Here is a 25186-nt window from a genome sequence, read left to right on the forward strand (position 1 = left end):
CTTCGAAGCAATCCAGAACTGCCGCTGCGGAAAGATCCTGGATTGCTTCGCTGCGCTCGCAATGACGGTGCCCTTGAAGGCTTACCCCGCCGCCTTCGCATCCCGGATCGCCTGCCAGATCTTCTGCGGCGTCAGGGGCGTGTTGAGCTGGGTGATGCCGAGATCGGCGAGCGCGTCCATCACGCCGTTGGTGACGCAAGGAGGGCCGCCGATCGCGCCGGATTCGCCGCAGCCCTTGGCGCCGAGCGGATTGGTGCGGCAGGGCGCCGAATCGTCGAGCGTCACCACGATCGGCGGAACGTCGTCGGCGCGCGGGATGCAGTAATCCTGGTAGCTCGCGGTGAGGAGCTGGCCGTCGGCGTCGTAGGACACGCCTTCATACAGCGCCTGGCCGATCCCTTGCGCGACGCCGCCATGGATCTGGCCGGTGACCAGCATCGGGTTCACGGCGATACCGACGTCATCGACCGTGGTGTAGCGCACGACCTTGGAGACGCCGGTCTCGGGATCGATCTCGACCTCGCAGATATGCGTGCCGTTGGGCCAGCTCGGACCATCGACCTCGCCTTCGGAATCGACGCTGAGCTTGGCGCCGCGCTCCTTCTCGGCGAGATCGAACAGGCTGATGCGGCGGTCGGTGCCGACCACGGTGAGCATGCCGCCCTGATATTCGATGTCCTCGACCGAGGTCTCCAGCACGTTGGCCGCTTTCTCGCGCGCCTTCTGGATCAGGTCGTTGGAGGAGACCGCGACCGCCGTGCCGCCGACGAACAGCGAGCGCGAGCCGACACTGCCGAAGCCCATGGCGAGATCGGTGTCACCCTGGACGACGTCGATCTTGTCCATGGGAATGCCGAGCGAGTCGGAGATCATCTGGGTGTAGGTGGTCTGCAGCCCCTGCCCCATCGCCATGGTGCCGGAATGCAGCACGACGCGCCCCTGAGAGGTCGCGTGCAGGCTGACCTTCTCGGTGTGGGCGCGGCCGCCGGTCCACTCGATGTAGGAGGTGAGCCCGCGGCCGTAGAGCAGGCCCTTCTTCTTCGCCGCCTTCTTGCGCGCGGCAAAGCCGTCCCAGTCGGCGAGCTTGACGGCACGGTCGAGCATGTGGGCGAAGGCGCCGGAATCGTAGACCTGGCCGGCGGCATTGGTGTAGGGCAGCTGCGCCGGCTTGATGTAGTTCGCTTTCCGGATCGCGCGCGGATCCATGCCGATTTTTCGTGCGGCCGCGTCAAACAGGCGCTCGACGATGAAGACGGCTTCGGGTCGGCCGGCGCCGCGATAGGCACCGACCGGCGCGGTGTGGGTCATCACCGTCTTCACTTCGAAATGCACCAGCGGCAGATCGTAGACGCCGGTCTGCACGAAGGGCCCGAGCACCAGCGGAATGATGTTGGCCGCGCCCGAGGAATAGGCGCCGGTACAGCCGATCGACTTGACACGATAGGCCAGCACTTTGCCTTTCTCGTCCAGCGCGAACGAGGCCGTCGAGGTGAGATCGCGGCCATGGGTGCCGCCGACAAACTCGTCGGTGCGATCGCCGCGCCAGCGGATCTTCTTGTTCAACTTGGTCGCGGCATAGGCGACGATGCCGTCTTCCGGATAGAGGTTGGTCTTCTGGCCAAAGCCGCCGCCGATGTCGCCGACCAGCACGCGCACGCTGTCCTTGGGACGCTTGAGCACGGCTTCCGCCAGCACGTCGCGGGTCGAGGCCGGGGTCTGCGACTGCACGTGCAGGAGGAGACGGCCGGACTTCCTGTCGATCTCGGCAATGGTCGAGCGCGGCTCCATCGCGGAAGGAACGAGGCGCTGGCTGACGATGTCGAGCTCGACCGTGTGCGCGGCCTTGGCAAAGGCCTCGTCGACCCTGGCGGCGTCGCCATAGCTCATCGCGCCGACGATGTTGTCGGGTGCCTCCGGCCACACCACGGGCGCGCCGGGCTTCACGGCTTCGACGGGATCGACCACCGCGGGCTGCACGTCGTATTCGACCACGATCGCCTCGGCGGCGCTCTGCGCCTCCACGCGCGATGAAGCCACCACCGCGGCCACGGCCTCGCCGGCATGGCGCACGACCTCGTGGGCGAGCAGCCGGCGCGGCGGCACTGTCATCGGCTTGCCATCGGGGCGCTTGAAGATGTTCAACGTCGGGATGCTGCCGATGTCGTCCTTGACGAGGTCCGCGCCGGTGTAGATCGCGGTGACGCCGGGCATTGCGGCCGCGGCGCTGGTGTCGATCGAGACGATCTTGGCGTGGGCATGCGGCGAACGCAGCACGTGCAACCACAGCGCGCCGTCTTCCGGCTTGTCGTCGATGAACTGTCCCTTCCCGGTGAGCAGCCTGAGGTCTTCCAAACGCTTGACGGGTTGCCCCGCTCCGAAACGCAAATTGCCGGGAAGAATGTTCATTCCGTTATGTCCTCGAAATCCGGAAAACGACCGCGGCGGTTTTAACCGATTTTGCGGGTCAGACAACCGAGCCCCGGCGCATCTGCAATGCGCGTCAGAGCCCCTTGCAGGCGCGGATTGGCCCGCTAAGACCTGTCGATATCGATGATGCTTACGTTCACATCACGGGTATCCGAGCCGCGCTTGACCGTGAGCCGAACGGTCTTTCCGGCCCCGGACAGCTCAAGCGCATCGGTCAGGTCGGAGAGGCGTCGCACCGGCTTGCCGTCGGCCGCGGTGATGATGTCTCCGACCGCTCCGGTCGAAAAGTTGACACCACGAATTCCCGCGCGCTCGGCAGGACTGCCGGGGGCGGTCCGGACCACGATCACCCCTTCGACACCAAGCCGCGTCGACACATCCTCGCTGGCGGCCACGATGCCGATACCGGGTGTCGGCACCCGGCCGTTGCGGATGAGCTCGGGCACGATCCGGTTCACGACATCGACCGGCACCGCGAAGCCGATGCCGGCGTTGGAACCCGACGGCGATATGATCGCGGTCGTGACGCCGATCAGCCGGCCGGCAGAATCCAGCAGCGGTCCGCCTGAATTGCCCGGATTGATCGCGGCGTCCGTCTGGATGACATTGGCAATCTCCCGGCCGCCATGAGTCGGGAGCCTGCGCTTGAGCGCGCTGATGATGCCGCTGGTCATCGATTGATCCAGCCCGAAGGGGTTACCGATCGCAAAGGCGGATTGCCCGACCTTCAGGTCGCTCGAGCTGCCGAGCGCCACCGGCGGAGGCAGTTCGCGCACACTGCGGATCCGCAGCACCGCAAGATCGTAATTGGGAGCCGTGCCGACCAGATCGACCTGGGCCACCTCTCCCGACGCAAAACGCACGGCGATTTCCTCGCCATTGGCCACGACATGATTGTTCGTCACGAGATGGCCCTCACGGTCCCAGACGAATCCCGTGCCGGAAGCGCCGCCCTGGGCTTCCTCGCCCATCAGCGGATTGGCCGCCGATTTCGCCGCCACCTGGACGACCGAGGGAGACACGCGCTCGAAGATGTCGATGGTGGCCTTTTCGGCCTCGGACAACGGCCCGCGCTGCTCGATGGCTCGCGCGGCAGGCGTGGTCCACGGCACATGCTGGATCTTCGCGGCGGTGACCACGACGAGCAGAGCGGCCAAAACTGCCGCGGCAATTCCGTAGCGACGATTCATGGGTGATCACTGCGTGTGCTGAAGACCATGCTCGGAATGCAGATACATAAGCTGGCGGACCTCGCTCACGCAGCAACGTCCCAAGCGGATGGAAGTTTCCCGGTCAGGCAGATGGGGAACGGCTTGGCTCTTGGCAGGCGTCCGAGGACATATTGCCGCGTGACAATCGGCTATGCCAACTCCCTCAGCGCGGCTTCGACGATCCTGCGCTGCTCGACTGTCAGCGCGGCCTGCGGCGGGACGGGGTCGCCGACGTCGTAGCCCTGGATCGAAAGGCCGGCCTTGATGCAGGCGGCGAGGTTGAAGCGGGCGAAGGCTTCGTTGATGCGCCACAGCCGGCGCTGGAGCGACATGGCCTCGTCCCAGCGGCCGGCCCTGCAGAGGTCGTAGAGCATCACGCTCTGGCGCGGGATGATGCAGGCAGGTCCCGCCATCCAGCCGCGGCCGCCGATCAGCATCACCGCCGCCGGAATGTGGGCGGAGGCGGAGAACACGCGCAAGGCGTCCCCGCAGCGGTTCATGATCGAGAGCAGCCGGCCGGTGTTGGTCGAGGCGTCCTTGATGTAGCCGATGCGCGGATGCTCGGCGAGGCGCGCTATGACGTCGAGGGTGAGATCGGAGCGCTGGAATTGCGGATTGGTGTAGATGACGACGGGAATGTCCACGGCATCGGCGATGGCGCGGAAGTAGGACTCCACCTGGACATCCGAGAGCGGGAAATAAGCCTCCAGGATCGCCAGGATGCCGTCGGCGCCGAGGGCCTGATAGGCTCTCGCCTGCGCCACCGCATCCGCCGTCGAAGTGGAGGCAACGCCGGCTACGACCGGCACGCGGCCCCTCGCCGCCTCGATCGTGGTCCGTACGACAGAGGTGCGTTGCGCTGCATTGAGATAGGCGAATTCGCCGGTCGAGCCCAGCGGCGTCAGCCCGTGGACGCCGGCAGCGATCAGGTCCTCACATAGCTTCGCAAGGACGTTCGTCCGCACCGTGCCGTCGGCATCAACGGGAGATACGAGGTAGGGAAAGACGCCGTGGAATTCGGACATGTCGGGCTCCCGGAGAGCAGCTGGCACCCGACGGTATTACCAACGCCAGCTCCAGCGATCAAACCTTGAGCAAGCGTACCCGCGTGCCCCAGGGATCGATCGCTTCCAGGCCGTCGGCAAGCGCCGTGACCTTCACACCGTTCTTGCGCAGGCGCTCCTCCTGGGCGGCGAGCAGCTCCGGCTTCGCCATCATCAGAGAAAACCAGGCAAGTCCCGTCGTCTGCTCATCGCGTTGGCCGGCGCCCTGGCTCTGCCAGACGTTCATGCCAAGGTGATGGTGGTAGCGGCCCGACGACAGGAACGCCGCGCCGTCGCGGCGGCGGGTCGGGTCGAGACCAACCGTGCCATGATAGAAGCTCTCGGCCTGCGCGAGATCGCCGACGCGAAGATGCATGTGGCCGACGCGCATTCCGTCCGGCGCTTTGGCATAGTCGGCAACGCGCGTATTGGTCAGCGACAGCAGGTCGGGGATGTTGAGCTCGTCGGTCGCCATCTTCACGCTGCCCTCGCTCCATTGCCATTGCGAAGGGTCGCGGTCGGCATAGACCTCGATGCCGTTGCCCTCGGGATCGTCGAGATAGATGGATTCAGAGACGAGGTGATCGGCAAAGCCCGACAGCGGCACGCGATGCGAGGCCGCGTGAACCAGCCAGCGCGCCAGATCCTTGCGGGTCGGCATCAGGAAAGCGGTGTGATAGAGGCCGGCGGCGTTGCGCGGCTCGATCGCCGCATCGGGACGAGCTTCCAGCGCGAGCAGCTTGATGCCGGCCGTGCCGAGCTTCGCGCCGGTTGCCGAACGCTCCATCACGGTGAGACCGATCACGTCGCGGTAGTAGTCCGCGATCTTCTCGAGATTCTTCACCCGGAGCGTCACCATGCCGACCCGCATCGGCGTGCGGCTGGCATAGGTCGGGCCGCCGCCCTGCGGTGTGCCCTCGGCGCGCGCCGCCGCTGCGGCGGCCATCGCAAGCGAGGTGGCGCCGGCCAGTTGAAGCAGGGTGCGGCGGGTGAGATCGATGGTCATCTGTCAGGGCTCGCTGAAATCCTTGGTGCCAAAGGGCGCACTTTCGGGATTGCTACACGTTCCCGTGAGGCGCTCCCAATCACATGTTCGTCGGCCGTGGTCCTGCGGCGGACCGCCCTGTCCCTGCTCTGGTCCTGGCCACCCGGCCAGTTTCGCAATCGTGCGCGGCATCCCAGATTGAGGGCAACTACAGGAGCCTGCCATGACTGATTCAACTCCTCTGACCTTGCTGTCGTCCGCGCTCGCGGACGTGGTGGCGCGCACCGCGCCCTCCGTCGTCTCCGTGCATTCGCATCGCGCCCGCGCAACCGGCTTTGCCTGGAAGCCCGGTCTGATCGTCACTGCCGATGAGGCGCTGGCCGACGAGGGCGAGGTCGAGATCGGCCTCGCTGACGGCAGCCGGGTCGCGGCCACGATCGCCGGCCGCGACCACACGACCGACATCGCGCTGCTGCGCACTGAGGCCGCTGTCGCACCGGTCAAACTCGCCTCCACGGTCCCGCCCCTCGGCGCGCTGTCGATCGTGGTCGCCACCCATCGCGAGACGCCGAGCGCCGCGCTTGGAATGGTATCGGCGTCCGGCAAGGGCTGGCGCTCCTTGCGCGGAGGCGACATCGACGCCCGGATCGAGCTCGACGTTCGCCTGCGCGATAGCCAGCAGGGCGGCCTCGCGCTCGACGCATCGGGCGATGCCTTCGGCATGGCGGTGCTCGGGCCGCGGCGCGTCCTCGTCATTCCGACGGCGACGATCGAACGTGTCGCGCCGCAGCTTGAGGCACGTGGCCGCATCGCACGCGGATATCTCGGCCTCGGGCTCCAGCCGGTGCGGCTCGACGATGGCGTCGGGGCGATGGTGATGAGTGTCGACAAGGCCGGCCCCTCGGCCGCGGCCGGCATCCGCCAGGGCGACGTGATCGTCGCGGTCAACGACCAGAAGCTGTCCGGCGTGCGCGCCTTGTCGCGGACGCTCGGACCTTCGAGCGTCGGCGCGGTGGTCGAAGTCGCCGCCCGCCGCGGCGGCGAGCCGGTCAGCTTCAAGGTCACGGTCGGCGAGAGGCCTGAGGCGTGAGCGAGGACAACGCGCCCGAGATCGTGCTGTCGCTGGAGATCGACGATCCCGCTCTCGCCGATCGCCTGGCGAAGCTGCTGGGCAACGTCACAGGGTTACGCCTCGCCGCGCCCGGCGAAGCGGCCTCAGTGACGGTTGTCGCCCGCGACCCGCGCATCAGGCCCGACATCGCGCTGACCCAGCGCGAGCTCGACGTGCTGGCGCTGATGGCCGAAGGCGCCTCCAACAAGATGATCGCCCGGCAGCTCGGCATCTCCGTGCACACCGTGAAATTCCACGTCGGCTCGCTGCTCGACAAGCTGGATGCCACCGGACGCACCGATGCGGTCGCGCATGCGGCGCGGCGTGGCGTGATCGAGCTTTGACACCGCCGGGCGTCACGGCGCCGACGTCGCTCGGAAGCGGAGCTCGACCTTCAGGCCCGGCGCATTGTCTTGCAGCGCAACCTCGGCGCCATGAAGGCGCGCGACCGCGGCGACGAGGCTGAGGCCGAGACCATTGCCCGGCGTGTAGCGGCTCTGCTCGAGTCGATAGAAGCGCTTGAAGACGTGATCGCGCTGCTCGGCGGGAATGCCGGGACCGTCGTCGGCAATGGATATCAACGCACCGCCATCGGCTCTGCGGCAGCTCACGGTCACCTGCCCGCCCTTGCGGCCGTGCTTGATCGCGTTGTCGACGAGATTGGCGATGGCGTCGAACAGCAGGTCGCGGTCGCCGGTGATCGCCACCGCGCGGTCACCATCGAGGCTGAGGCGCGTGGCGACCTGCTCGGCGGCGGCATCGTAGAGCTCGACGACCTCGCCGGCGATCTCGGCGAGATCAAGCGCGCGGAAGGCACCGGTGCGGGCCCGCGTCTCGATCTCGGAGATCCGCGTGATGGAGGCGAACATGCCGAGCACGGCATCGAGATCGGCGATGGTGTCGCCGATCAGCGCCGCGTCGGCTTCGCTGTTGCGCGGCGCGTGGAAGGCCTTCTCCAGCCGGCCGCGCATGCGCGTCAACGGCGTGCGCAGATCATGCGCGACATTGTCGCTGACCTGCTTGACCTCGCCCATCAGCGTCTCGATGCGGTCGAGCATCTGGTTGAGATTTTCGGCGACGCGATCCCACTCGTCATTGCTGCCCCGCAGGGGAATACGCTGGTCGAGGCCGGAGAGCATGATGGCGCGGCTGGTGGCGTTGATCTGTTCGATCCGTCCGACCGTGCGTCGCGTCACCAGCACGGCTGCGAGCCCGGCGAGCACCAGCAGCAGCGCAGCGACGGCAGCCATCGCGAGCTCGATCATGCCGGTGAAACCGTCATGATCGACGACAGTGCCGACCCGGCGCTCGACATAGGCGAGCGTGCCGAAATAGACATAGGCCATGATCGCCGCCACGATCAGCCCGAATGTCGCGATCGCGATCAGCGCCAGGCGGAAGGTCGAGGAGCGGAGGGTCTTAGCCAGGAGCACGGAGACAGTATCCGATGCCGCGGATGGTGTGGATCAGCGGATAAGCCTGGGCGTCGTCGACCTTGCGGCGGACGCGCCCGACATAGACGTCGATGATGTTGGTGGAGGGATCGAAATGCAGGTCCCAGACATGCTGCAGGAGCATCGCGCGGGAGACGACGCGGCCCTCGTTGCGGACGAGATATTCGAGCAGCTGGAATTCACGCGGCAGCAGCGGAATCTTGCGGCCGCGGCGGCTCGCGCTACGCGCGATCAGGTCGATGGCGAGATCGCCGACGCGCAGCAGCGTTTCCTTGGCGATGGTCTCGCTGCGGCGGCCGAGCGCCTCCAGCCGCGCCAGCAATTCGGTGAAGGAAAATGGCTTGACGAGATAATCGTCGCCGCCGGCGCGCAGGCCGCGCACGCGGTCGTCGACTTCGCCGAGTGCGGAGATGATCAGAAAGGGTGAGGCGACGCCGTCATCGCGCAGCTGGCGCATCACGCTGATCCCGTCGATATCGGGTAGCATGCGGTCGATTGTGATCACGGCATAGTCGCGCGCCGAACCATGGCTCAGCGCTTCGCGCCCGGTGGCGGCGAGATCGACGTCATAGCCCGAGGTCGTCAGTTCCTCGACGAGCTGGCCTGCGGTTTCCGGATCGTCCTCGACGACCAGGATGCGGCGGTGACCTCCGGTCATGCAAGACTCCGCGCGACGGTCGCCACCAGACTATCCCGTTCCGGGGCTGAGCGGAACTGCCCGGTGGCGATCGCGACAATGGTGCGGTCCGGCGATGCTAGTACCAATCGTACCCGCACACATTGACCCATTGCCATCCGTAGGGCGTCCAGCTCCTGCGCCAGCAGCCGTCATAGTAACTGGCATAGATGAAAGGCGCGCCGAAGAAGGCGAAGCGGTGGAAGCGATGATGCCGGAAGAAGAAGGCATGTCGGCCAATGAAGGGCCTGTGGAATGCCGTGCCGGCAAACCGCGGTCCGAAGGCGGCGCGGGTCGCGAACGGCGCACCGGCAAAGCGCGGCCCGATCGCCGCGTGAGCGGCCATCGGGGAACCGGCGAAGCGGGCGCCACCGAAATGAGCGCCGCCCATGCCGCCCATCCGCATGCCCCCGCCCATTCCGCCGACGTGCATGCCGCCACCACCGAAATGCCCGCCGCCAAAGCCACCATGGCCGCCGCCGCCAAAACCACCGCGCGCGAGAGCGGGCGCCGCAGCCGCCAGCGTCGCAGCAACTGTCGCCGCGACGAGCCCTGTGAGAAGCCTGTTCTTCATCGGAATATCCTCCTTGCAGTGCAGCGCTAGTCCCGCTGCACGAAGGGGATCAGGAGATGCGAATGGGCTGTCCCTATCAACTTACAAATGCGCCAGTTTCTGACGCCGGTGTTAGGGAGGGCAGGCTCTCTCCCCGTCATTGCGAGGAGCCTTTGCAACAATCCAGAGTCCCGCCGCGAAAGCGGTTCTGGATGGCTTCGCTGCGCTCGCAATGACGATGTGGAGAGAGTTTGCCGTACGGCGAGTAGCCGACCTCTCTCCGCAAAGAGCGGGGAGAGGCAGAAGTCACGCCCGCTTACCGCCGCTCTTCTCCGCAGCCCTGCGCAGCGCCTCCGCGAGAGCGCCGCCGCCGGAGGACTCCTGCTTGCGCGGCGCCGACGAGGTCATACGGCTCGCGTTGCGCGAGCCGTTGTCGCGCTGCATGCCGGGAGCGTCCTTCTTGGCGCCGACCTCGTCGTCGAGGCGCAGCGTCAGCGAGATGCGCTTGCGGGCGACCTCGAAATCCAGCACCTTCACCTTGACGATGTCGCCGGGCTTCACCACCTCGCGCGGATCCTTGATGTAGCTCCTGGACATCGCCGAGATGTGCACGAGGCCGTCCTGGTGCACGCCGATGTCGACGAAGGCGCCGAAGGCAGCGACGTTGGTCACGGTACCCTCGAGGATCATGCCCTTCTTCAGGTCCTTGATCTCCTCGACGCCCTCCTTGAACACGGCAGCCTTGAACGCCGGTCGCGGGTCGCGGCCGGGCTTTTCCAATTCGCGCAGGATGTCGGTCACGGTCGGCAATCCAAACCTCTCGTCGACGAAATCCTTCGGCTTCAGCGTGCGAACGACGTCGCTGTTGCCGATTAATGCCTTGATGTCGCTCTTGGTCGCTTCGAGAATCCGGCGCACCACGGGATAGGCTTCGGGATGCACGCCGGAGGCATCGAGCGGGTCCTCGCCGCCGAGGATGCGCAAGAAGCCCGCGCACTGCTCGAACGCCTTCGGCCCGAGCCGTGGCACGTCCTTGAGCGACTTGCGCGACTTGAACGGGCCGTTGGCGTCGCGATGCGCCACGATGCTCTGGGCAAGGCCGGAGCCGACGCCCGACACGCGTGCCAGCAGCGGCGCGGAGGCGGTGTTGACGTCGACGCCGACGGCATTCACGCAATCCTCGACCACGGCATCGAGCGATTTGGCGAGCTTGGCCTGGCCGAGGTCGTGCTGATACTGGCCGACGCCGATCGCCTTGGGCTCGATCTTGACGAGCTCGGCGAGCGGATCCTGCAGGCGACGCGCGATCGAGACCGCGCCGCGCAGCGTGACATCGAGGCCGGGCAACTCCTCCGAGGCAAAGGCCGAGGCCGAATAGACCGAGGCGCCGGCTTCCGACACCACGATCTTGTTCATCTTCAGCTCAGGCAGCCCCTTCACCAGCTCGGTCGCGAGCTTGTCGGTCTCGCGCGAGGCGGTGCCGTTGCCAATCGCGATCAGCTCGACGCGATGCTTCAGCGCGAGCCGGCCGAGCGTCGCCAGCGACTCGTTCCACTGCCGCTGCGGCTCGTGCGGATAGATCGCGGTGGTGTCGACCACCTTGCCGGTGGCATCGACGACGGCGACCTTCACGCCGGTGCGGTAGCCGGGGTCGAGCCCCATGGTGACGCGGGTGCCGGCGGGCGCCGCCAGCAAGAGGTCGCGCAGGTTCGAGGCGAACACGCGCACGGCCTCGGTCTCGGCCGAGTTCCACAGCCGCATCCGCAGGTCGATGTTGAGATGGACCTGGATCTTGGTGCGCCAGGCCCAGCGCACGGTGTCGATCAGCCAGCGGTCGCCGGGGCGCTTGAGATCGGCGATGCCGAAGCGCTTCATGATCTTGAGTTCATAGGCACTCGGCACGCCCGGCGGCGGCGCTTCGGCCTCGGCTTGAATTTGCAAGTCGAGGATCTCTTCCTTCTCGCCGCGGAACATCGCGAGGATGCGGTGCGACGGCAGCTTGGTCAGCGGCTCGGAGAAATCGAAGTAGTCGGCGAACTTTTCGCCCTCGGTCTTCTTGCCGTCGCGCACCTTGGAGGCCATGCGCGCGTTGGTCCACATTTCCTCGCGCAGAGCACCGATCAAGTCGGCGTCCTCGTCGAACCGTTCGACCAGGATGGCGCGGGCACCATCGAGCGCGGCGGCGGCATCCACCACGCCCTTATCGGCGTTGACAAAGCCTTCCGCCACGACCTTCGGATCGTTGCCGGGCTCGGCCATGAGCTGATTGGCGAGCGGCTCGAGGCCGGCTTCCTTGGCGATCTCCGCCTTGGTGCGGCGCTTCGGCTTGAACGGCAGGTAGATGTCCTCGAGGCGTGCCTTGCTGTCGGCGGCCATGATGGAGGCTTCGAGGGCGGCGTCGAGCTTGCCCTGCTCGCGGACCGATTCGAGGATGGCCTTGCGGCGGTCTTCGAGCTCACGCAGATAAACCAGGCGCTCCTCCAGGGTGCGCAATTGCGCGTCATCGAGCGCACCGGTCGCTTCCTTGCGGTAGCGGGCGATGAAGGGAACGGTGGCGCCGCCGTCGAGCAGCGTCACCGCCGCCTCGACCTGCTCGGCGCGAACCCCAAGCTCCTGCGCAATTTTCTGGTTGATGTTGGCCACGCGAGATTCCCTCTGTCAAAGCACGCGGCGCAGGGGCGAACCACCGGCCGCGGGACGGAGCTTATGGACCAACCAAGGTTGATTCATCAAGGTGCGGCGGAGGACCTTCGACAGAGGATTTTTTGCTGGATCGATGCGATCTCGCCACATTCGTGGGGGCTGGCGGCTTCTCTCTTGCGTCGCGGCAGACCAGAATAGCCGGCCGTCATCCTGAGAGGGTGTGAACCTTTTTCAGGCTGACGGTGAAAGTGCATCGCTTGCAGCTTGACATCAGCCCCGCGTTCCGCGCCTGCTTGATCCGCCGGACCACCGAACTCTGAGGACCAGTATGCCTGCAACATCGGTCGGCGTTTTCAAGATCGCGACCAGCGGCCCCGGCGACGTCTCCGGCCTCATGAGCCTGATCAGCTCCGGCACGATCGATCCCAAGTCGATCCTCGCGATCCTCGGCAAGACCGAGGGCAATGGCGGCGTCAACGACTTTACGCGGGAATATGCCGTTGCCGCGCTGTGCACCGCACTTGCACCACACCTCAACCTGCCGCCGCACGACGTCGAGCAGCGCATTGCCTTCGTGATGTCCGGCGGCACCGAAGGCGTGCTCAGCCCGCATGTCACGGTATTCACACGCCGGACGGTCGAAGCTCGTCCGGACGGCCGCTCCGGCAAGCGGCTGAGCATCGGCATGGCGCAGACGCGGGACCTCCTCCCTGAGGAGCTCGGCCGCGCGACGCAGATCACGGAAACGGCGACGGCCGTGAAGGCCGCGATGGCGGACGCCGGCATCAGCGATCCCGCCGACGTCCATTTCGTGCAGATCAAATGCCCGCTGCTCACCAGTGATCGCATCGCGGCGGCAGCGGCGCGCGGCAGCAAGACAACGACGACCAGCGCCTACGCCTCGATGGCCTATTCCCGCGGCGCTTCCGCGCTCGGCGTCGCCGTCGCGCTCGGCGAGATCGCGCCTGGTATCCGCGACGAGGACGTGCTGCGGCGCTACGACCTGTTCTCGAAGGTCGCCTCGACCTCGTCCGGGATCGAGCTGATGCACAACGTCGTCATCGTGCTCGGCAATTCAACATCGTCAGCAAGTGAGTTCGAAATCGGGCACGCCGTGATGAAGGACGCGATCGATGCCGCCGCAGTGATGGCGGCCCTGAACAGCGTCGGGCTTGGTACTACGCCGCAATCAAGCCGTGAGCTCGTCAACGTCTTCGCCAAGGCCGAGGCTTCGCCTGACGGCAGCGTACGCGGCTTTCGCCACACCATGCTGGAGGACACCGACATCAGCGCGACGCGCCATGCCCGCGCTGCGGTCGGCGGACTGCTCGCGGGCCTTGCCGGCAATGGTGCGGTCTACGTCTCCGGCGGCGCCGAGCATCAGGGACCTGCGGGCGGCGGGCCGGTTGCAGCGATCGCGCGGCTCTCTTCCTGATAGGGCGACCCCACCGCGCCGTGCAACCCTGCCCCTCGCGCCGGCTCGGTTGATTCACGCCCGCCCTTGCGAAAAAGGTGACGCTGCTACCGAGGGGATTTGATTTCATGACTTTGCCGATGAGCTGGAGTGAATGGGCGCAGCACGATGGCGTCGCGCTGGCGGGACGCGTCCGCAAGGGCGAGCTGACGGCGAAGGAACTGGCACGGCAGGCCGCCGCGGGCATCGCCAAGGTCAATCCGGCACTGTCGGGCGTAGTCGAGCTGTTCGAGGACGTGATCGCCGATCCCGCCAAGGATGGCGCCAATCTTGCGGGTCCGTTCGGCGGCCTGCCCTTCCTGATGAAGGACCTCGGGCCGACCATGAAGGGCCGGCTCCAGGAAATGGGCTCGCTGTTGATGCGCGGCAATCGCGCCGCGGCCGACACGTTCCTGACAGGTAAATTCCGTCAGGCGGGGCTCAATCTGATCGGGCGCACCACGACGCCGGAATTCGGCGTATGCAGCTCGGCCGACAATCCCGCCGTCTACGTCACGCGCAATCCCTGGAATACCGACTACACCACCTGCGGCTCGTCAGCCGGCAGCGCCGCGATGGTCGCCGCCGGCGTTGTGCCGATCGCGCATGCGACCGATGGTGGCGGCTCGATCCGCATTCCCGCCGGCGTCAACGGCAATATCGGACTGAAGGTCTCGCGCGGCGTGTTCTCGCTGGCGCCGCACATGTCCGACCTCACCGGCCTCGTCTCGATCCAGGGCTGCCAGTCGCGTTCCGTGCGCGACACCGCCGCCTTCGTCGATCACGCGAGGGGACCGGCGCCGGGCGAGTTCATGCCGTTCTGGACCACGGCGCAGCCTTATTGCGAGATGATCAAGCGGGACCCGGCAAAGCTTCGCATCGCGCTGTCGCATACATGGGGCGACTACACCGCGACGCCCGAGATCGCCGCCGAGCTGGCGAAGGCCGGTCGCTTCCTCGAAGGCCTCGGCCATCACGTCGACTACGCGCTGCCCGAGCTCGATTTCCGTGCCGCGTTCGCAGCGCAGACCACCTGCTACATCTCGAACTTCGCGGTGGTGATCTCCAACTTGCTGGCCGCGCGCGGGCTGGAAAGGCCGCCGGAAGACCTGATCGAGCCCATGAACGTCCGGATCTGGGAAGCCGGCCGGCACACGAGCTTCGCCGAGCGGGCGAAGATGCAAGGCGTATTCAACACGACCTCACGCGGTTTCGGCGCGTTCTTCGAGCAGTGGGACGTGATCCTGACGCCGATCACGGCGCTGCCGACGCCGAAGGTCGGCACCAAGGAATACCTCACCATCTCCGATAATCCCGATGTGCTCGACTGGTTCGGCAATCTCTGGCGCTTCTTCGCCTTCACGCCGCTCGCCAATCTCTGCGGCATGCCGGCGATCTCGCTGCCGATGGCCGCGCAGGACCACGGCCTGCCGCTAGGCATCCAGGCGATCGCCAAGCAGGCCAATGACGGCCTGCTTCTCCAGCTCGCCGCCCAGATCGAACGCGCACTCGATGGCAAGTGGAACGGCGGCAAGAAGCCGAAGGTGCATGTGGGCTGAGAAGCTGGGATTGCCCTGACAGGCGATCGCGCTTCTGCCTCAATTCTTCACCGCCGGGATGTCCTCCGTCGGCTGCTGCTGGCCCTGCTTGTACATCGCGAGCGCCTTGTCGAGCGCTTCGCGCAGCGCCAGCGCGGCGGCCACGCTGCAACGTAAGTGCGCGGTCTGGACCACGTCGACCCTGACGGCGGCGCCGACCGGCATCAGCAGGTTTGCGGCGAGTTCGATCTGGATCGCGCCGTTGTGGTGGCCGAAACAGGAAGCGCCATCGAAATAGATGATCGGCGCCCGCTCGGCGCTGGAGGTCGAAATGGTGACGGGCCCCTGGGCGGTCGAGGGCGTTTCGGGATCGGCCATGGGCACTCCTTACAACGAGTCGAACGAACGGAGCCCCACCATCGTCGCTTCGGACCGCCCTGTCGAGGCCAAACCGCTCCAGGCCGAGCAGCGACGCCCATTCGGGGTTTTGCACGGCGCCCGGCGCTGGTCTAGAACCTGCTCATGTCCAGCACACCGACCGCACTCCCTTTCGAGGAACTCGCCGAGGCCATCCAGGGCCGGCGCTCCGATTACGGCCATATCAGCGGGCTCCAGCTCGATCGCTTCGCGCCGGCCGAGGCCTGGTCCAGCCTGCCCTACCGTCCCGTCTTCGTCGGCGACACCGAGACCGGCGTTCTGCATGGCGGCGTCGTCACCGCGATGCTGGACGAGAGCTGCGGCATGGCGGTGCAACTTGCGCTCGACGGCACGCGCGCGATTGCAACCCTGGACTTACGTATCGACTACCAGAAGCCGGCAACACCCGGCCTCGACATCAAGGCGCATTCGGTGTGCTACCGCACCACGCGCTCGATCGCCTTCGTGCGCTCCACCGCCTATCAGGAATCCGAGGACGATCCGGTCGCGACCGCGACCGCCTGCTTCATGATCGGCGCCAACCGCACCAACATGCTCGCCGATCGCCGGATGGACTTGCGCAGCATCCCGACTCTGGAGGCGCCGGAGGATCCGGATGGCCCGTTTGCGAATAGCCCGTTCGCGCGCTGCCTCGGCATCCGCGTCAACGACAATGGCACGCTGACGATGCCGTTCTCGCCGAAGATCATCGGCAATCCGATCCTGCCCGCGATCCACGGCGGCATGACCGGCGCCTTCCTCGAGACCACCGCGATCGTCGGCGTGGCACGTGAGCTCGGCGCTGCCGCGCCGCCCAAGCCGATCGGCCTCACCGTCAACTACTTGCGCTCCGGTCGCGCCCTCGACACGTTTGCCAACGTCTCGATCGTGAAGCAGGGCCGACGCATCGTGGCCTTCGAGGCGCGGGCCTGGCAGGACGATGCGAACAAGCCGATCGCCACCGCTTTCGGTCACTTCATGCTGCGGTCAACGCCGGGCCTCGAGCAGGATTAAGTCGCATCTGGCGGTACGCTACCCAAGACCACGAGCCTACACCGACGACCGTAAATTCCGATTCGTGATCGCGGCGCCATCGCCGTCGCACAAGCATTCTTGAGATCATGCTGCCCGATCTGGAGCGCGCCGTCGCCAGGTTCTCCACCCGCTCGTCGAAACGCGATGCTGCGATCGACGAGGCGAGGATTGAGTTGCTCGAGGAGTCCATCGACACCGCCATTCGTGGGCTGATCGCCGAGCGGACCGGCTTGGCTCCGTGGCTAAACCGATTTCTGGATGAACCGGAAGCGCTAAAGCGCGATGAGATTTGGATGAATCGTCATCGCGCTTTAGCTTGTTGTTTACGCATGATCTTTCCGGAAAACCGCTTCGCACTTTTCCGGATCATGCTTTAGCAACTTGGATCTCCGCGAATAAGATGCAGCCACCCAAATCGGAGCTCGAGCGCGTCGAGAGACGTCTTCGTCTACTCGATCGCCAGATCTTGGAATGCCGACACATCGAGCGCACGATCGCAAATATGCGCGTCCTGGCCGGTGGCGCAAGGCGAACCGCGGGTGTATGAGTCAGCAGCCTACGTTGCCGGCCCGGCGTTGCCGTGCGACCCGGAGTGCCTGATCTTCACCACATTGGGGCTTGACGGGCGACGCGCGCGTCTACAACGATACCGTGGTTCCACGAGAGGTACCGTCGTGCGGCATCCGATCGACATCGTCGCCATGTTCGCCGCGCTCTGGCTGCTGGCATCAATGGTGCTCGACGCGTTGACGCCGAAGGAGCTGACGGCGATCATGATCGCCATCGCCATCGGGCCGGCCATCGTCATCACCGCCGTGTTTTATTATCTGCGCTGCCCGCGAACCGACTTTGCGGTCATGTTCGCAGCGCTGTGGCTGATCTCTGACATCGCCATCGCCTTCATCTCGCCGAAGGAGCTGCCGCACTTCCTGATCATGCTCGGCTTTGTGCCGGCGCTGCTGATCGGCATCGTGCTGCACTGGCAACGCTTCCAGCGCCGCCATGAGCGGTTGCCGCTACCCTCGGCGAAGCGCGGCTGAGGACGCGCATTGGTATTCACCTCTCTCCATCGGCGGGAGGTCGGAAATGCTCTTGGCGATGCGAAGCGTCGTCCAGTGCAATCCGGGTGAGGGGCCGCAGCAGTCAGTGAGACTGCAACCCCTCACCCGGACCGCATTTGCAATGCGATCCGACCTCTCTCTTCAGGAGAGGTGAGGCCGAGCCGCCTCAGCCGGAATCAACGCGGCAACAAATTCGTCTTCGCAAGGTCCAGAACCTCGTCGCCGCGCCCGTTCATCACGGCGCGCAGGACCCACAGGCTGAAACCCTTGACCTGCTCGGCGGTGATGGTCGGTGGCATCGACAGCTCCTGCTTGGCGGTGACGACATCGAGCAGCGCCGGCCCATCGTGCGCCAACATCTCCTTCATCGCGCCAGGGAGCTCGCCGGGATCTTCGACGCGTTTCGCGAAGATACCCATCGCACGCGCCATCGCGGCGAAATCGGGATTCTCCAGATCGACATTGGTGTCGACGAAGCCTGCCGCCTTCATCTCCAGCGCGACGAAGCCGAGCACGCCATTATTGAAGACGACCACCTTCACCGGCAGCTTCATCTGCGTCAGCGTGATGAGATCGCCCATCAGCATGGTGAAGCCGCCGTCGCCGGAGAGCGAGATCACCTGTCGCCCGGGCTGTGCGGCCTGCGCGCCGATCGCCTGCGGCATGGCATTGGCCATCGAGCCGTGCGCGAAGGAGCCGATCAGCCGGCGCCGGCCGTTCATGTCGAGATAGCGCGCCGCCCACACCGTCGGCGTGCCGACATCGGCAGTGAACACGGCATCCTCAGATGCGTGGTCGCTGATGACCTTGGCGAGATATTGCGGATGGATCGGCTTGCTGCCGGGCGTGCCCTTGGCGAGCGAGTCCAGACCTTCGCGCGCCCTCTTGTAGTGCACGATGGCATCATCAAGATGCCTGCGCTGCGTCTTGGTCTTCAGCAGCGGCAGCAGCGCCTCGATGGTCAGCTTGACGTCGCCGACGAGGCCGAGATCGATCTTGCAGCGTCGCCCGAGATTTTCCGGACGGATGTCGATCTGCGCGATCTGGCAGCCGGTCGGGAAGAACTGCTTGTAGGGAAAATCGGTGCCGAGCATCACCAGCGCGTCGCAAGCGTGCATGGCGGCGTAGCCTGAGGAGAAGCCGATGAAGCCGGTCATGCCGACGTCGTAAGGATTGTCGTACTCGACATGCTCCTTGCCGCCGAGCGCATGCACGATCGGGCTCTTGAGCGCTTCGGCCAGCTGCATCAACGGCGCATGCGCGCCGGCGCAGCCGCGGCCGCAGAACAGCGTGACACGCTCGGCGCGGTTCAGGAGGTTCGCAAGCGCCTTCAGCTCATCGGGCTGCGGCTCGACCTTCGGCGCAGCCAGCGCAAGCCCGCGCGCCGTCGATAGCGCGCGCTTCGGCGGGCTGCGGAAAGCGACATCGCCGGGCATGGCGACGACCGCGACACCGCGCAGGCCCACCGCCGCGCGGATCGCATTCTCCAGCACGTAAGGCAGCTGGCTCGGGTCCGAAACCAGTTCGCAATAATGGCTGCATTCGCGGAACAGGTTCTGCGGATGCGTCTCCTGGAAATAGCCGCCGCCGATCTCCGCGGTGGGGATCTGCGCTGCAATCGCCAGCACCGGAACGCGACTGCGATGCGCATCGAACAGCCCGTTGATCAGATGCAGATTGCCCGGGCCGCAGGAGCCCGCACACACCGCAAGACTTCCCGTCATCTCGGCTTCGCCGGCCGCGGCGAAGGCCGCAACCTCTTCGTGGCGAACATGGATCCATTCGATCGTGCCGCGGCGACGCAGCGCCTCAGTCAGCGCGTTCAGACTGTCGCCGACGATGCCGTAGATGCGTTTGACGCCGGCCTGCTCGAGCGTTGCCACGAACAGATCGGCCACGTTGTTGATCGCCATGTCGGTCTCCTGCTTCAGCCATTCGCATGCGCACGATGCGCGAACATCGCGGCACCGCGAAGGACAATAAGCTATCACACGATCAAGGCTTGTCTGTTCCGGCTCACTTTTTCGCAATCGCCCGATCGTAGGCCGCGACTGTCACCTTTGCGCGAGCTGCGACATCGGCTGCACTCATGCCGGGCTTGTAGAGGCTGGAGCCGAGGCCGAATGCGGTCACACCACCGTCGATGTACTCCGCAAAGTTCTGGTCGGAGACGCCGCCGACGGCGGCGATCATCACGCCTGATGGCAGCACGGCGCGGATTGCGGCAATGCCGGAGGCGCCGAGCACGCTCGCCGGAAAGAATTTTAGGCTCGACGCGCCGGATCGCATGGCGAGCAGCGCTTCGGTCGGCGAGAAAACGCCGGGCATCGTGATCATGCCGTGCTGATGCGCGCGCGCCAGCACCTCGGTGTCGACATTGGGCGAGACCATCAGTCGGCCGCCGACATCGTTGAGACGATCGACATCTGCCGTGGTCAGCACCGTGCCGGCGCCGATCAACACGCCTGATGGCGCCCGCTTCACCGCCATCGCGATGGAGCGGAATGGATCCGGCGAGTTCAAGGGAATCTCGATCGCGGTCATGCCGGCCTCGATCAGCACGCCGACGATCGCCTCGGTCTCCTCGGGCCTGACGCCGCGCAGGATCGCGACCAGCGGCCCCTTCATCGACGGAAAGGGAACGCTCATCTCAAGAATCCTTCCACTTCGTCCAGATCGCGGCGGCCGCCATCGACAGGCCGCGGCGGACGGCTTCATCCGCATCGACGGGCCTTGCGGTCACCGACAGCGCCTCGAAACCCAGCCGATACAGCATCGCAAGCCGCCCCGAGGCAATCAGCTGGACACCCGCTGGCGGCACGGCGCCGGAGAGCCCCGCGGCCAGCTCGACGCCGATCAACGTGCCAGACAGCGTCTCGCGCGCCGCGGCCGGCGTGCCGCCGAACAGAAGCTGCCGCGACCGCGCGGTGAACAGAAGGTTGGCAGCGAAGGCCGGGGCGTCGAACGCGGCCTTCACGGCCGCCTTGAAGCTCACGACATCCTCAGTGTCGTCTGCGCCGGCGACCGCGAGCGACAGGATGGTCTCGCGCGAGACGACACTGAACAGCTCGCCGGTCATGAACGTGGAAAATCGTTCGACAGTCCCGTCCGTCACGCGAACCCATTTCGAATGCGTGCCGGGCATGCAGACCAGCGCCTCACCCGCGGCATCGAGGCCGAGCGCGCCGAGCAATTGCGTCTCCTCGCCGCGCATCACGTCCGGCGCTGTTGCATCGCGCTGCGCGATGCCCGGCAGGATGCGGATGTCGCGCGCCTCGCCCGGCACGCGCACGGCCTGTTTCAGAACGGCGGAGAGCGGCGCCGGCGTGTCGACATAGCCGGCCTCGACCCAGCCGTTACGGGCACCGGCCATGCCGCAGACGAGCACCGGCAGATGATCCGGCGCTTCGACGGCCGCAAGATGCGATTGCAGCACGGTGGGAAAGCCAGCCTTGGCCGCGGCCAGCATGCCCTCGCCGCTGCGGCGCTCGGTCAGCGCCTGGCCGGCGCGATCGATCAGCCAGAGCCGGAAGCTGCTGGTGCCCCAGTCCACCGCGACGTAAGCGGGTTCGGTCATGTCAGGTCTCGTCCTCGTCTCACGGCTAAGACGCCGTCTCGCGACACATGAGACGATGTCTTGCAGGCTCCCGTCGAGATACCGGCTATTGCGCGGGCAAACCAGCCCTTTCTCTTCAATTTGAGACCCCGCCGCGCTGGCACACCGCTTGCTCAAGCTGGGTCACTCAATCCGTCAACGCGCGGCAAGACGCGTCAACATCAGATGAGGAAACCCATGGAGATCGGTTATTTCACGATGCCCTCGCATCCGCCGGAGTGCGGCCTGAAGGAAGGGAACGACTGGGACCTGCAAGTCATGCGCTGGCTCGACGAACTCGGCTATCAGGAGGCCTGGGTCGGCGAGCACCACACCGCACCCTGGGAACCCAATCCCACGCCGGACCTCCTGATCGCGCAGGCGCTGATGCAGACCAAACGCTTGCGCATCGGACCGGGCGGCTTCCTGTTGCCCTATCACCATCCGGCCGAGCTCGCCAACCGCGTCGCCATGCTCGACCATCTCTCCGAGGGCCGGCTCAATTTCGGCGTCGCGGCTTCTGGGCTGCCGAGTGACTGGGCGATGTTCAACGTCGACGGCATGAGCGGGCAGAATCGCGACATGACCCGCGAGGCGCTGGAGATCATTCTCAAACTCTGGACCGAGCCGGCACCCTTTACCCACAAGGGCAAGTTCTGGACGGTGACCAAGCCTGACACGATGTTCGACTTCCTCAAGCCGCACATCAAGCCGCTGCAGGCGCCACATCCGCCGATCGGCGTCGCCGGGCTTTCCAAGAACTCGGACACGCTGAAGCTCGCCGGCGAGCGCGGCTTCATCCCGATGAGTCTCAACCTCAACCCGGCCTATGTCTCCAGCCATTGGGACTCGGTCGAGATCGGCGCGGCCAAGACCGGGCGCAAGCCGAACCGGCAGGATTGGCGTCTCGTGCGTGAAGTGTTCGTCGCCGACACTGATGAAGAGGCCTGGAAGCTCTCGACCGGCGACATGATGGGCCGGATGATGCACGAGTACTTCCTGCCGCTGCTCGGCCATTTCGGCTTCAAGGACTATCTGAAGCACGCACCCGACGTGCCCGACAGCGACGTCACCGTCGAATATTGCGCCAAGCGGAACTGGATCGTCGGCTCGCCTGCGACGGTCGCCGAGAAGATCGAGAAGATCTACGACGAGGTCGGCGGCTTCGGCGTGCTGCTGGTGTTCGGTTTCGACTACAAGCACAAGGCCGAAGCCTGGCATCACTCGCTGTCGCTGCTGAAGAACGAGGTGATGCCGCGTCTTGCGCATCTCGGCTCCGCGAAGAAGGCGGCTTGACCCGCAGCGGGTGCGGCGCGATCGTGCCGCACCCGCATTCATTTGGGAGATTTCCGCGTGTCCGTGGATGCAAAGGATTTCAAGCAGGCCATGCGCCAATGTGCCGGCGCCGTGGCGCTGGTCACGGTCGGCGCGGAGCACGGCAAGCGCACGGGGCTCACAGTCACGTCGGCCTGCTCGCTGTCGGACAATCCGCCGTCGCTGATCGTCTGCGTCAACCGCAATGCCAGCGCCCATGCACGCATCCGCGAGGAAGGCGCCTTTGCGATCAATTTCCTGCACGAGGAACACGCGCTGCTGGCGCTCACCTTCAGCGGCCAGAAGGGCGTCAACGGCGACGATCGCTTTGCCTTCGGGCAATGGACACGCGGCGCCACCGGCGCGCCGGTGCTGACGGATGCGGTGGCGGCATTCGACTGCGTGTTGGCGCAGGAGTTCGAGACCAAGACGCATTCGATCTTCGTCGGTGAGGTCCGCGGTGTCTCGCATGCGGATGCCGCCAAGCCGCTGGTCTATCTGCGCGGCAATTTCCATACGCCGCACGAGATCCGCGAGATGGTCGCGCTCGGCGACCTCGATGCGCGGCATCTGAGCTGGACGGATTTTTCGTGACGAGCGCTCGCGTTCTTCCTAATGCGCGATGAGATTTGGATGAATCGTCATCGCGCTTTAGCTTGTTGTTTGCATGATCATTCCGGAAAACCGCTTCGCACTTTTCCGGATCATGCTTTAGGGGGAAGACCCCCTCGCCACATGCAGTTGAGCCCTACTGCGCCGTCTCGATATTCAACTGCTTGAGCTTCCGATAAAGCGTCGCGCGGCTCAGCTTCAGCGCGCGTGCGGCCTCGGTGACGCGGCCGCCATGCCGGCGCAGGGCTTCCACGATCGTCGCGCGCTCGGCTGCCGCGAGATCCAGCTCCGCCCTCCCGCCAAACGGCGGCAGATCGAGGTCGGAGTCGGCAATCACACCGTTCTCCGCCGTACAGCCGGCGAGCCGTAGCACGTGGCGGAGCTGGCGCATGTTGCCGGGGAACGGATAGGTCGCGAGCTGCGACCAGGCCTGGTCCGAAAGGCGGCAGTTCGGCGCCTCCTCGCGCGCGATCTGGCGGATGATGTCGCCGCGGTCCGCACGCTCGCGCAAGGCCGGCAGGTGCACCTCGAGGCCGCGCAGGCGGAAATAGAGGTCGGCGCGGAACGCGCCCTCTTGCGCCATGCGGCCGAGATCGCGATGGGTGGCGCTGATCAGGCGGATGTCGACGGCGACAGGCTTGAGCGCGCCGAGCGGCCAGACCTCGCGGTTCTCCAAAACGCGCAACAGGCGCGTCTGGAGCGCAATCGGCATATCGCCGATCTCGTCGAGGAACAGCGTGCCGCCATCGGCCTGCACGATCAGGCCCTTCGAGCCCTCGCGCCGCGCGCCGGTGAAGGCGCCGGCCTCGTAGCCGAACAGTTCGGCGTCGATCAGGCTCTCGGGCATGGCCGCGCAATTCAGCGCGACATAATTGTTGCGCGCACGATTGCTCGCGGCGTGGATGGCGCGCGCGAACACGTCCTTGCCGACACCGGTCTCGCCATGCAGCAGGACCGGCAGATTGTGATCGCCGATGCTCATGAGCCGCTTCACGCTTCGGATCAGACCGGGATCGCGTCCAGCAAGCCGATGCAGGGCATCGAACCGGCCAGCAGGCGCATCGCGGCGCGGCACATGCGACCTTGCACGCAGCGGCGGAGCAACGCGCCCCTGTCCCAACGGACTGCCATCGGCGCGGCGCAGCTCGACCAACTCGTCCGCACCGCGCGCGGCGTGATGATCGAGCTTGATGTAGCGCGACAGATCGATGCCGGATGCGATGAGGCCATCGGTGAGGCCCAGCAGCGCACGCGCGGAACGGCAGGCGCCCACGATGCGGCGGTCGTCGTCATAGGCGACGAGGCCGCTGCCGCCGTCGCCGGGCAGGGTCGCGATCCAGGCGTTGCGGAAATGGCCACGGAAGATCGCGCCCTCCATCCGCCGCGTCGCCTCCATCGTCACCGCGAGTGCAAGCTGATGTGCGGCGCGCTCCAGATCCTCGCGGCAGGAGGTGATGTTGATGGCACCGGCGAGGCGCCCGGCCTGGTCGAACAGCGGCGCCACGGCGCAGGAGAACATGTGCCATTGCGCGCGGAAATGTTCGTCGCGATGCACCAGGATCGGCTTCTCCTCGGCCAGCGCGGTGCCGAGCCCATTGGTGCCTTCAAATGTCTCGGCGAAGTTCGAGCCCGTGTAGATCTTCCAGTCCAGGAACATCCTTGCGTCGGCCTCGCCCGGCAGGCGGCTGAACAGCATGGTCGCGTTCGCATCCGCGAGATTGACGCAATAGCCGGCGTCGCGCAGCACGCGGGCGAGATCCTCGAGCTCGGGCGTGGCGAGCCTGATCGTCTCCTCCATCGGTTCGGCGGCATGCCGGATCTCGGATTCGGTCAGCGTTTGCGGCGGGCCCTGACGGGCGGGATCGAGCTTGTGATTGACGAGGCACCGCCGCCAGGAATTGGCAATCCGCGAAGAGGCATCGACGTCGGCCACGTGGTTGGCGACGGACAAGACACGGGCGACATGGTTCGAGGCCGAAAGGCTGGCCATCGCGGACGTCTCCACCCTGTATTATTGTGCAAAGTCTGGCACCACAGGCGGGGATGTCAATCGGAAAC

General features: G+C 66.0%; 22 protein-coding genes. 9 read left to right on the plus strand and 13 right to left on the minus strand.

Features of this window, described 5'->3' with window-relative positions; genetic code table 11:
* Window positions 1-81: 81 nt before the first annotated feature.
* From EAV90_RS01875 to EAV90_RS01890, 4 genes are all read right to left on the minus strand, one after another.
* Entirely contained in the window at window positions 82-2406 is a 2325-nt protein-coding gene (locus tag EAV90_RS01875; protein WP_122401124.1) for a xanthine dehydrogenase family protein molybdopterin-binding subunit, read from the minus strand.
* Window positions 2407-2531: 125 nt separating this feature from the next.
* Window positions 2532-3617 (minus strand): S1C family serine protease, encoded by a 1086-nt coding sequence (locus EAV90_RS01880; RefSeq protein WP_129142420.1) that lies wholly within the window; start codon window positions 3615-3617, stop codon window positions 2532-2534.
* Between the two features lie 170 nt (window positions 3618-3787).
* A complete protein-coding gene (locus EAV90_RS01885) occupies window positions 3788-4663 on the minus strand; it encodes a dihydrodipicolinate synthase family protein (RefSeq protein WP_129142421.1) in 876 nt (291 codons plus the stop codon).
* A gap of 58 nt (window positions 4664-4721) precedes the next feature.
* Complete coding sequence (locus EAV90_RS01890; protein ID WP_122401121.1) at window positions 4722-5687, minus strand: VOC family protein; 966 nt, start codon at window positions 5685-5687, stop codon at window positions 4722-4724.
* A gap of 202 nt (window positions 5688-5889) precedes the next feature.
* Here EAV90_RS01890 and EAV90_RS01895 point away from each other — a divergent pair, with 202 nt between their 5' ends.
* The gene (locus EAV90_RS01895; RefSeq protein ID WP_129142422.1) at window positions 5890-6756 is read left to right on the plus strand and encodes a S1C family serine protease; all 867 of its coding nucleotides are present in this window, start codon (window positions 5890-5892) and stop codon (window positions 6754-6756) included.
* Window positions 6753-7121: a response regulator transcription factor gene (locus EAV90_RS01900; protein WP_129142423.1), complete on the plus strand. Its 369-nt coding sequence runs from the start codon at window positions 6753-6755 to the stop codon at window positions 7119-7121. Before EAV90_RS01895 ends, EAV90_RS01900 begins: the two co-directional genes overlap by 4 nt.
* Before the next feature lie 12 nt (window positions 7122-7133).
* Here EAV90_RS01900 and EAV90_RS01905 read toward each other — a convergent pair whose 3' ends face one another.
* The 4 genes from EAV90_RS01905 to EAV90_RS01920 form a co-directional block, all read right to left on the minus strand.
* Window positions 7134-8210 carry a sensor histidine kinase gene (locus tag EAV90_RS01905; RefSeq protein WP_129142424.1) on the minus strand — a complete coding sequence of 359 codons (1077 nt, stop codon included), beginning with the start codon at window positions 8208-8210 and terminating at the stop codon, window positions 7134-7136.
* Window positions 8197-8889: a response regulator transcription factor gene (locus EAV90_RS01910; RefSeq protein WP_122401117.1), complete on the minus strand. Its 693-nt coding sequence runs from the start codon at window positions 8887-8889 to the stop codon at window positions 8197-8199. The genes EAV90_RS01905 and EAV90_RS01910 overlap by 14 nt, the downstream gene beginning before the upstream one ends.
* 97 nt (window positions 8890-8986) lie before the next feature.
* Window positions 8987-9481, minus strand: a complete 495-nt coding sequence (locus tag EAV90_RS01915) for a hypothetical protein (protein ID WP_122401116.1) — start codon at window positions 9479-9481, stop codon at window positions 8987-8989.
* A 285-nt stretch (window positions 9482-9766) separates the two neighbouring features.
* Window positions 9767-12103, minus strand: a complete 2337-nt coding sequence (locus EAV90_RS01920; RefSeq protein WP_129142425.1) for a Tex family protein — start codon at window positions 12101-12103, stop codon at window positions 9767-9769.
* A 328-nt stretch (window positions 12104-12431) separates the two neighbouring features.
* On the opposite strand from EAV90_RS01920, the gene atzD reads away from it, so the two are divergent.
* The gene (atzD, locus tag EAV90_RS01925; RefSeq protein WP_129142426.1) at window positions 12432-13538 is read left to right on the plus strand and encodes a cyanuric acid amidohydrolase; all 1107 of its coding nucleotides are present in this window, start codon (window positions 12432-12434) and stop codon (window positions 13536-13538) included.
* Window positions 13539-13645: 107 nt separating this feature from the next.
* Window positions 13646-15115: an amidase gene (locus EAV90_RS01930; protein ID WP_162500134.1), complete on the plus strand. Its 1470-nt coding sequence runs from the start codon at window positions 13646-13648 to the stop codon at window positions 15113-15115.
* A 39-nt stretch (window positions 15116-15154) separates the two neighbouring features.
* On the opposite strand, the gene EAV90_RS39215 is transcribed toward EAV90_RS01930, so the two are convergent.
* Window positions 15155-15472, minus strand: coding sequence for a hypothetical protein (locus EAV90_RS39215; RefSeq protein WP_162500133.1), 318 nt, complete (start codon window positions 15470-15472; stop codon window positions 15155-15157).
* A gap of 144 nt (window positions 15473-15616) precedes the next feature.
* Between EAV90_RS39215 and EAV90_RS01940 the strand changes: the two genes are divergently transcribed.
* The 3 genes from EAV90_RS01940 to EAV90_RS01950 all read left to right on the plus strand — a co-directional run bounded on the left by EAV90_RS01940 (window position 15617) and on the right by EAV90_RS01950 (window position 17586).
* Window positions 15617-16525, plus strand: coding sequence for a PaaI family thioesterase (locus tag EAV90_RS01940; protein WP_122401112.1), 909 nt, complete (start codon window positions 15617-15619; stop codon window positions 16523-16525).
* A gap of 107 nt (window positions 16526-16632) precedes the next feature.
* Window positions 16633-16923, plus strand: coding sequence for a hypothetical protein (locus tag EAV90_RS01945; RefSeq protein ID WP_122401111.1), 291 nt, complete (start codon window positions 16633-16635; stop codon window positions 16921-16923).
* A 297-nt stretch (window positions 16924-17220) separates the two neighbouring features.
* On the plus strand, window positions 17221-17586 hold the full coding sequence (locus EAV90_RS01950; protein ID WP_162500547.1) for a hypothetical protein: 366 nt from the start codon (window positions 17221-17223) through the stop codon (window positions 17584-17586).
* 197 nt (window positions 17587-17783) lie between these two features.
* Here the strand turns inward: EAV90_RS01950 and poxB are convergent, their stop codons facing one another.
* The 3 genes from poxB to EAV90_RS01965 all read right to left on the minus strand — a co-directional run bounded on the left by poxB (window position 17784) and on the right by EAV90_RS01965 (window position 21184).
* A complete protein-coding gene (gene poxB, locus EAV90_RS01955; protein WP_122401110.1) occupies window positions 17784-19520 on the minus strand; it encodes a ubiquinone-dependent pyruvate dehydrogenase in 1737 nt (578 codons plus the stop codon).
* A gap of 103 nt (window positions 19521-19623) precedes the next feature.
* Window positions 19624-20256 (minus strand): 2-dehydro-3-deoxy-6-phosphogalactonate aldolase, encoded by a 633-nt coding sequence (locus tag EAV90_RS01960; RefSeq protein ID WP_129142427.1) that lies wholly within the window; start codon window positions 20254-20256, stop codon window positions 19624-19626.
* Between the two features lies 1 nt (window position 20257).
* Window positions 20258-21184, minus strand: a complete 927-nt coding sequence (locus EAV90_RS01965) for a 2-dehydro-3-deoxygalactonokinase (protein WP_122401108.1) — start codon at window positions 21182-21184, stop codon at window positions 20258-20260.
* Window positions 21185-21400: 216 nt separating this feature from the next.
* Between EAV90_RS01965 and EAV90_RS01970 the strand changes: the two genes are divergently transcribed.
* Both EAV90_RS01970 and EAV90_RS01975 read left to right on the plus strand, forming a co-directional pair.
* Complete coding sequence (locus EAV90_RS01970; protein ID WP_122401107.1) at window positions 21401-22498, plus strand: LLM class flavin-dependent oxidoreductase; 1098 nt, start codon at window positions 21401-21403, stop codon at window positions 22496-22498.
* Between the two features lie 57 nt (window positions 22499-22555).
* Window positions 22556-23110 carry a flavin reductase family protein gene (locus EAV90_RS01975; protein WP_122406402.1) on the plus strand — a complete coding sequence of 185 codons (555 nt, stop codon included), beginning with the start codon at window positions 22556-22558 and terminating at the stop codon, window positions 23108-23110.
* Between the two features lie 154 nt (window positions 23111-23264).
* Here EAV90_RS01975 and EAV90_RS01980 read toward each other — a convergent pair whose 3' ends face one another.
* On the minus strand, window positions 23265-25118 hold the full coding sequence (locus tag EAV90_RS01980; RefSeq protein ID WP_162500132.1) for a sigma-54-dependent Fis family transcriptional regulator: 1854 nt from the start codon (window positions 25116-25118) through the stop codon (window positions 23265-23267).
* Window positions 25119-25186: the final 68 nt, after the last annotated feature.

Source organism: Bradyrhizobium vignae (assembly GCF_004114425.1).
Lineage (GTDB): Bacteria > Pseudomonadota > Alphaproteobacteria > Rhizobiales > Xanthobacteraceae > Bradyrhizobium > Bradyrhizobium vignae.

Excerpts from the sequence above, each read along its gene's own strand:
- EAV90_RS01875 (WP_122401124.1), bottom strand. The coding sequence starts at position 2,406 with ATGAACATTCTTCCCGGCAATTTGCGTTTCGGAGCGGGGCAACCCGTC.
- EAV90_RS01880 (WP_129142420.1), bottom strand. The coding sequence starts at position 3,617 with ATGAATCGTCGCTACGGAATTGCCGCGGCAGTTTTGGCCGCTCTGCTC.
- EAV90_RS01885 (WP_129142421.1), bottom strand. The coding sequence starts at position 4,663 with ATGTCCGAATTCCACGGCGTCTTTCCCTACCTCGTATCTCCCGTTGAT.
- EAV90_RS01890 (WP_122401121.1), bottom strand. The coding sequence starts at position 5,687 with ATGACCATCGATCTCACCCGCCGCACCCTGCTTCAACTGGCCGGCGCC.
- EAV90_RS01895 (WP_129142422.1), top strand. The coding sequence starts at position 5,890 with ATGACTGATTCAACTCCTCTGACCTTGCTGTCGTCCGCGCTCGCGGAC.
- EAV90_RS01910 (WP_122401117.1), bottom strand. The coding sequence starts at position 8,889 with ATGACCGGAGGTCACCGCCGCATCCTGGTCGTCGAGGACGATCCGGAA.
- EAV90_RS01915 (WP_122401116.1), bottom strand. The coding sequence starts at position 9,481 with ATGAAGAACAGGCTTCTCACAGGGCTCGTCGCGGCGACAGTTGCTGCG.
- atzD (WP_129142426.1), top strand. The coding sequence starts at position 12,432 with ATGCCTGCAACATCGGTCGGCGTTTTCAAGATCGCGACCAGCGGCCCC.
- EAV90_RS01930 (WP_162500134.1), top strand. The coding sequence starts at position 13,646 with ATGACTTTGCCGATGAGCTGGAGTGAATGGGCGCAGCACGATGGCGTC.
- EAV90_RS39215 (WP_162500133.1), bottom strand. The coding sequence starts at position 15,472 with ATGGCCGATCCCGAAACGCCCTCGACCGCCCAGGGGCCCGTCACCATT.
- EAV90_RS01940 (WP_122401112.1), top strand. The coding sequence starts at position 15,617 with ATGTCCAGCACACCGACCGCACTCCCTTTCGAGGAACTCGCCGAGGCC.
- EAV90_RS01945 (WP_122401111.1), top strand. The coding sequence starts at position 16,633 with ATGCTGCCCGATCTGGAGCGCGCCGTCGCCAGGTTCTCCACCCGCTCG.
- poxB (WP_122401110.1), bottom strand. The coding sequence starts at position 19,520 with ATGGCGATCAACAACGTGGCCGATCTGTTCGTGGCAACGCTCGAGCAG.
- EAV90_RS01960 (WP_129142427.1), bottom strand. The coding sequence starts at position 20,256 with ATGAGCGTTCCCTTTCCGTCGATGAAGGGGCCGCTGGTCGCGATCCTG.
- EAV90_RS01965 (WP_122401108.1), bottom strand. The coding sequence starts at position 21,184 with ATGACCGAACCCGCTTACGTCGCGGTGGACTGGGGCACCAGCAGCTTC.
- EAV90_RS01970 (WP_122401107.1), top strand. The coding sequence starts at position 21,401 with ATGGAGATCGGTTATTTCACGATGCCCTCGCATCCGCCGGAGTGCGGC.
- EAV90_RS01980 (WP_162500132.1), bottom strand. The coding sequence starts at position 25,118 with ATGGCCAGCCTTTCGGCCTCGAACCATGTCGCCCGTGTCTTGTCCGTC.